Here is a 7,030-nt window from a genome sequence, read left to right as displayed (position 1 = left end):
TGCGGATTCCGACGTTATCCGGCCGGGCATTCCAACTTGAAGCCGGCCACCATTCCGGAATGAAGCCGGCCAGCATTCCGATCAATATCCGGCCGCTTTGAGGGACTGAAGACGCACCACCTGGGTCAGCAACTTTGGCATGACGGACCTTTTCAACAAGGGACGGGCGATGCCGGCAAAGAGAAGGCTGACCATGAGACAATTACGACAGATGCTGCGGCTTGCCGGCGATGGCACGAGCAGCCGCGAGATCGCGCAGATGCTGGGCATCGCGCGCAGCACCGTGCAGGACAATCTGAAGCGCGCGACCGCGGCGGGGTTGCGTTGGCCGCTGTCTGGCGACCTAACCGACGATGCGCTGGAGAACCGGCTGTTTGCTCGCGCCGGGGTCAGGCAGGGCCAGCGCCGCCTGCCCGAGCCGAACTGGGCGGATCTTGCGCTGGAGCTGAAGAAGCCCGGCGTCACGCTGATGCTCCTGTGGGAGGAGTATCGCACCGTCCACCCCGGTGGCTACGGCTACAGTCGTTTCTGTGACCTGTTCCGCGGCTTCGAGAAGCGTTTGTCGCCGACCATGCGCCAGGAACATGTCGTCGGCGACAAGGTCTTCGTGGACTATTCCGGCAAGAAGCTCTCGATCGCCGATCCGCTGACCGGCGAGATCCGCGAGGCGGAGATCTTCGTCGGCGTCCTCGGGGCGTCGGGCTTCACCTATGCGGAAGCGACCTGGACGCAGGCGCTGCCGGATTGGATCGGCGCGCATGTGCGCATGTTCAACTTCTTCGGCGGTGTCCCGCGCCTGATCGTGCCCGACAACCTGAAGTCCGGCGTCAATCATGCCTCCTTCTATGACCCCGAGATCAACCGCAGCTACGGCATGATGGCCTCTCATTATGGTGTCGGCGTGCTGCCGGCTCGGCCGCGACGGCCGAAGGACAAGGCCAAGGTCGAGAACGGGGTTCGCTTTGCCCAGACCTGCATCCTCGGCCGGCTGCGGCGGCAGACCTTCTTCTCGCTGGCCGAGGCCAACGCGGCGATCGCCGGGGCGCTCGATCGCATCAACGACCATGTCATGCGCCGCCTCGGTGTCAGCCGCCGCCATCTGTTCGAGACCGTGGAACGACCCGTTCTGACCAGCCTGCCGGTGCAGGGCTACGAGTTTGCAGAATGGCGTCTGGCGCGCGTCGCCACTGACTACCATGTCGAGTTCAAGGACTTCTTCTATTCCGTGCCGCATGGCCTCATTCGTCAGCAGGTCGATATCCGCGCGACGAGCAGGACGATCGAGATCTTCCATCGCGGCAAGCGCGTCGCCGTTCACCAACGCCGCTATGGCGGTCGCCGCTACGGCACCAACCCCGATCACATGCCCAGCTCTCATCGCCGCTACGCCGAGTGGACGCCGATGCGCTTCCGCCGCTGGGCGGCGTCGATCGGGCCGCAGACGGAAGGCCTGATCATCGCCATTCTGGCAAGCCGCCCGCATCCCGAACAGGGTTTCCGGACATGCCTGGGCGTTCTGCGCCTCTATCGCGATCTCAGCCATGAACGCGCCGAGGCGGTCTCGGCGCGTGCCGTCGAGATCGGCGGGCTGACCTGCAAGAGCATCGCCGCCCTCATCACCAACCACAAGGCCGCCCGAGCCGGTGCCGGTGCCGGCGCCATCATCGATCACGCCAATCTGCGTGGTCCCGGCTACTTCCATTGAGGAGACAACAGATCATGCTGACCCATCCCACCCTCGACATGCTGCGCGACCTTGGCCTGCACGGTATGGCCAAAGGCTTCCAGGACCTCGACGCCCAAGCGGAAGCGCGCACCCTCGATCATGGCGAATGGCTCGCCATTCTGCTCGAGCAGGAAGCGACACTTCGCCGCCAGAAGCGCTTCGAAGCCCGTGCCCGCGCGGCAAGGTTGCGTCATGATGCGCAGGTCGAAGATGTCGACTTCCGTACCGAGCGAGGCCTCGACCGCGCGCTGTTCCTCAAGCTCGCTGGCTGCGACTGGATCCGCCAGCGGCATGGGCTCCTGATCATAGGACCGGCCGGCGTCGGCAAGAGCTGGCTTGCCTGTGCCCTCGGCCACAAGGCCTGCCGCGAGGACTTCTCCGTCGCCTATCATCGCGCGCCACGGCTCTTCGCCGCTCTTGCCCTAGCACGGGGCGACGGCCGTTATGCCCGGATGCTGAAGGCGCTGGCCCGGACCGATCTGCTCATCCTCGACGACTGGGGCCCCGAAAAGCTCAGCGACGATCAGCGCCGTGATCTCCTCGAGATCATCGAGGACCGATACGAGCGGCGCTCGACCATCGTCACCAGCCAGGTTCCCGTCGATCGCTGGTACGAGATCATCGGCAATCCCACCATCGCCGACGCCATTCTCGACCGCCTCGTGCACAATGCTTACCGCATCGAACTGGGTGGCGAGAGCATGCGAAAACAGCGAGCCGTCGCCATGCCGCAAACCGCTCAGGCTTGACCCGAAACGAAACTCGAACCAAACCTCAACAACGACCCAGGTGATGTCCAAAGGTGGCCGGCTTCAAATCGGAATCCCGGCCGGAATGAAATCGGAATGGGTGGCCGGTGATTGTTCGGAATCACTGGCCGGCTTCGTCGGAATTCGCACTGTTTTGAATCTGGTAGACGAAAAGTTGCTCTTCGTTTGTCTCAGCCAAAGTATCCAGCTTTGCAATCCAGCTCGATGCGCGAGCGAGATATGCAGGCCGCGAAGTGATAACCAATATGGAGTTCAGCCGATTATTCGGAATGAACTGGATCACTTTTCCGCCTGCGCCACCTTTTGTCCCAAAGATCGATTCAAGCTCGGCGGCCACAGCATCAGGCTTGGAGGCCTTCAGCGGATGGAGTGCAACCGACATGCCCTTCATCCAGTCCACGTCGAAGACGGAGACAGCCTCCCGGATCGCTTCGAGATCGGCGTTGTTGCCGGCAACGGTGATGAGGTTGCGGGTGCTGTCGACGCGCAGAACGGTGCCTTGCCGTGTGATCGGCTCTAGGATCGTCTTCATCTCGTCGGCAGCGACATATTGCAGTTGGAGAACCTGAACTTTGATTCCCGGACCGGAAGGGGTTACCGACGGCACACTGACCGATGGAGTGCTGGCAAGCGTGTCTGCCAATGGCATGATTTGATATGAGTTGGCCCGTTTGACGATGCCGGCTCCATTTACCGCGAGCGCAGACTCCAGAATATCGACCAAGGCATCTCGCGAGACTGGCTTGGACGTCTGCAAGGTTACTGTACCTTGCACACGCGGATCGACGACATAGTTCGCCTGCAGCGCATCGCCCAGCACAGCTTTCGCCGCCTGCGTAACCGGTGCATTGACGAGGTTGAGCTCGAACTGCCCGCTGCCGTCGCCCGTTACCTTTGCAATCGGAGCTCCATAGGAAACAAAATTGCCGGAGCCCTGATACTGGGCCCCTGAAAAACGCTTTCCTGAGCCTACGGAAGACGCCAATCTTTGGCTGCCACCACCCCGGTCGCGGAGAGGGGAATCCTTCGCATGAAGGCTCTCCACGGTTTCGGTAAAGAAGTCGCCGCCGGTGGGCGATGTACAGCCTGCGGCGAACAGCGCCATACACAAAATAATGCGGCCACCATACGCCATTCGCCCACCCGATTCCCTATCTTCGTAGGCTATCCTTTCTCGCTGTCGAGCGCTGATCAGAAGGTATTGCGCAGTGCTCTTTCCACAGAGTTTGAAATATTGCGCTAACGCTGGTCTTAGTTGAGATCAGGCTCTCGCCAACCGAGTGCTTCAGCTTTCGCAAAGGCGGCTTGGTTGGCGCGCTGAAGTTCCAGGGCGCGCGGTAGCATACCAGCAGGAATGTCGCTCTCTTTTGGATATTTGCTGATGAACTCGCGATCGAGCAGGCGATAATAAGCCGTGCCCTTTTTGGCCATAGCATAAGCATCAGCCGGATTGGCTTCGATCAGAACATCGGCGACTGCGATTGCATCATCATAACGCTGCGCTGCGAGCAGGTTGTCGAGGATCCCGGTCGCGATAACAGAAAGTGCTTCCTGGCGTGAAAGTTTCTTTAGATAGATGCCGTTCGCGATTGCCTCGTCGGTCATCGGCATTATCTTCCGATAATGGCTATCCCTGGTGAAACCGGCGCCGCTCGTCGTTTCGAGATTCCAAGTCTGGCCGGTCGCTCGATCGGTGAACTTCACAAAGACGTGCAATGGCGCTGTCGATAGGGTCAGATCGAGCCCAAGCCGCTCGCCGAGGACGATAAACAGGATTGGCATCGAAACGCAATTCCCCTTTTTCGTCTTCAGATAGTGCGAAAGTTGCTGAGCGCCTGGCTGCTGTCCAAAGGGATCCGAAAGATCGTACTGAAACGGCTCACCGTCATTCCATTGCCCGGGTTCGTAGATGAAAGCTCGCAATGCCTTCATCTTCTCCATGTCAGTCGCTGCCGCCTCTTGCGGCAACGTGCTCAACATCTTTCTGACTGTGACCACCATCTCATCGATTTCCGAGCGAACCTCCCCCTCGTTCAAGGCGGGATCGATGAACTTATCCACGGCAAGCTTTGCCTGTGTGAAGGTGAGTTTTTCAGCTGGAGCATCAACAATATCTCGGACCAGCTTGGCTGAATCCGGCTGCTGTTCAGTTGACTGAGCAGACCAGGGTAGAAGCAATGCCATCACCGTGCAGAGCACGACAAAGGGCATACGATTGGTGCCTTGATTGATCATGGTTCAGCCCGATCCAAGGCTCTGCGTTCCTCATCGCCCATTTTTCCTTGGGACACATCTTCCAAGGGTCGAATCCATTTAATAGGGTTGAGATCGAAGCACTCGCCACCATCGCCGTGGCCGAAGCCGGCATTGCCTGACTTCGCAGAGTTACGGTCCGTCGCCTCGGCTCCCCCCAACGGAACTTCGAAAATATCACCCTCACGTTAATGAGGCCCTGCGCTCTAGCCGACACTAAGCACTAACATCAGTTGCGTCTTTTAGGTCTCAGAGACTCGACCCATTTGTTAGGCACTCCAGCGAAGTGGTCGCGCAGCCGATCTTCGACATGCTCAGGATCCCACACCGCAGCAGCCTCCATCGTTTGTGCAGCTTCATAGTCGATAGGAGACTCAACGCCATTTGTGTACGAAGTAAGTCGGCCATTGAAGGCGTCTTGTTTGTAAAAACTTACCTCATCATACATCCCGTCAAACTTGCTTGTTGTCCCAACCTTCTTCCAAATCCCTTTGCTAACAGCATATTTCATAACCCAAACACAGAATATGATCTTGCCTTTTTCTATTTCAGAAACAGCAACCTCATCTTCTGACCGGATATCAAAAAAACCAAACAAGGGGTCGCGAAATGCAATCGCATAAGCCTGCGTGCCATCTCCCAATGGAATCTTGAAAATGTCGCCTTCATGTTTTTGAGACATTGTCAGTCACCTATTCTTCCAAATTCTCTATCCGCTTCAGACATATAGTGACCTCGGTTAGGATTGTTGGGAGAAATCCCGTTGTATGCGTTACCCGAGGTCCCGCCCGTGGATTGAGCACCTCCCGCAGCATCAATCCCTTGCTGCTCCCGGCCACGGATAGCATCTTTGTTAGCGCTCGATTTATCAAGTCGCGCAGGGCCATACCCTTCGCGGTTCATGTGATGACTGCGATCGCGCGCTGCTACATTCTGCTCGGGAGTCCCTTTTCCACTCGTGCGACCAACGTATGTCTTTCCTGTTACGGGGTGCTCCTTTGTGTATGTTTGGTATGTTTTTGTGGGTTTTGAAACGGCAGGTGCATTTGGTTTCGGCGACAGAGTCGTTAAACGATTTGAAAGAACATCGGCCTTTTCCAGCGAGCTTTGGTATTGGTTGTAGACGGAAAAACCCGCTGCGGTAGCAAGGGCATTCTTCTGACTTTCCATAGCGGAGAGTTGTTGCTGTGCCCACCGGGAGCGCTCGTTGTATTCCTCCTTCGAGATAACACCTTTCGCATAATCCTTTTGCGCTTCTTCCGCAGCTTGCTCGACGCTTGATCTAGCCCCTCCACCGTTAGCGTCAGTAGGATCATCAGATTTCGATTGGTGCCCGTTTGGATCACTTTTATTGATTGGGTTGTTCTGGGCATAGGCGTATCGATTGGTGCCTACTCCGGGCAGGGTCGGATCCCAGTCGTCGGGCGAGATGAAGCGGATAGGCTGAACGTTGATTTGGGTTGGTTGTAGTTGGAAGCGCAGCCCATATATCGCTCCCGCATCTGCGCTCGCTGTGCCTAACAGATTGATAGCCAGGGCAAACAGCGCCGCCAGCAGCCGTCGCACGAAAAGACTGATACTCGTTTTCATGGTGCCCCCCCGTTCCTGCCTTCAACCAAGCCACCATTCATCGTGTCACCTGCCTTGAGCTGGAGAGCTTACCTTGTTGCAGGATTTCTTCGCTCATCTCATCCTTTGGCACGTAGCGCCCGAGTGTCGGATCCATGTAGCGGGCGTTGAGATAAAGCAGTCCTGTCTCGGGATCGAAGCGCTCGCCGATGTAGCTCTTCTGGGTCTGGAAGCCGGAGTTCAGGCGCTCGCCATAGGCCGCATAGCCGGTACTTTCGACGACTGCGCCATCAGCATCGGTGACGAAGCGCACCGATGCCAGGTGATCGCGATGCAGGAAGAACTTCGCCCCGTTCACGATCTTGATGTCGGCATGTGGGTAGCGGGTGTATTTCTCCGCCCCAGGTGTCGCCGGATCGATCTCGACATCGGCGCTCGGATAAAGCGTGGTGCCGAAGGAAGAGCTCTTCTTCACCCGCGCACCATCAGGACCGTAGGCATAGCTTGTCGTGCCGTTGGCCTGCGTGACCGTCGTCAGCCGGTTCGCTTCGTCCCAGACCAGGGTACGGATGCCGTCCGATGAGGTGTTGCCATTAGCGTCATAGGCGAAGGACCGCGAACCGACACTCAACGGCGCATGCGGGCGCTGTGCCGTTGCTGCTGGATACACATAGCTGCCCGAGACCCGGCTGCGCGAGAGCATGTTGCCGTT

General features: G+C 58.1%; 7 protein-coding genes. 2 read left to right on the top strand and 5 right to left on the bottom strand.

Features of this window, described 5'->3' with window-relative positions:
* The first annotated feature begins 169 nt into the window (after positions 1 to 169).
* Both istA and istB read left to right on the top strand, forming a co-directional pair.
* Positions 170 to 1,705, top strand: a complete 1,536-nt coding sequence (gene istA / locus AO692_RS24445; protein ID WP_054310055.1) for an IS21 family transposase — start codon at positions 170 to 172, stop codon at positions 1,703 to 1,705.
* A gap of 14 nt (positions 1,706 to 1,719) precedes the next feature.
* Positions 1,720 to 2,475, top strand: a complete 756-nt coding sequence (gene istB / locus AO692_RS24440; RefSeq protein WP_054310052.1) for an IS21-like element helper ATPase IstB — start codon at positions 1,720 to 1,722, stop codon at positions 2,473 to 2,475.
* Between the two features lie 121 nt (positions 2,476 to 2,596).
* Here istB and AO692_RS24435 read toward each other — a convergent pair whose 3' ends face one another.
* The 5 genes from AO692_RS24435 to AO692_RS24420 form a co-directional block, all read right to left on the bottom strand.
* Positions 2,597 to 3,631 carry a secretin N-terminal domain-containing protein gene (locus tag AO692_RS24435; RefSeq protein ID WP_152979953.1) on the bottom strand — a complete coding sequence of 345 codons (1,035 nt, stop codon included), beginning with the start codon at positions 3,629 to 3,631 and terminating at the stop codon, positions 2,597 to 2,599.
* Positions 3,632 to 3,747: 116 nt separating this feature from the next.
* A complete protein-coding gene (locus AO692_RS24430; protein WP_054312674.1) occupies positions 3,748 to 4,731 on the bottom strand; it encodes a transglutaminase family protein in 984 nt (327 codons plus the stop codon).
* A 247-nt stretch (positions 4,732 to 4,978) separates the two neighbouring features.
* On the bottom strand, positions 4,979 to 5,431 hold the full coding sequence (locus tag AO692_RS24425) for an Imm26 family immunity protein (protein WP_054312673.1): 453 nt from the start codon (positions 5,429 to 5,431) through the stop codon (positions 4,979 to 4,981).
* Positions 5,432 to 5,433: 2 nt separating this feature from the next.
* Entirely contained in the window at positions 5,434 to 6,339 is a 906-nt protein-coding gene (locus tag AO692_RS32920) for a hypothetical protein (RefSeq protein ID WP_152979952.1), read from the bottom strand.
* 37 nt (positions 6,340 to 6,376) lie between these two features.
* Positions 6,377 to 7,030 (bottom strand): RHS repeat-associated core domain-containing protein (locus AO692_RS24420; protein ID WP_280138662.1); only part of this gene is annotated, 654 nt, incomplete at its 5' end.

The organism is Mesorhizobium sp. 1M-11, from assembly GCF_001303895.1.
In the GTDB taxonomy this organism is placed as follows: Bacteria; Pseudomonadota; Alphaproteobacteria; order Rhizobiales; family Rhizobiaceae; genus Mesorhizobium.
Note: the sequence above shows the minus strand (reverse complement) of the source record. Positions and strands in the feature narration are given on the sequence as shown.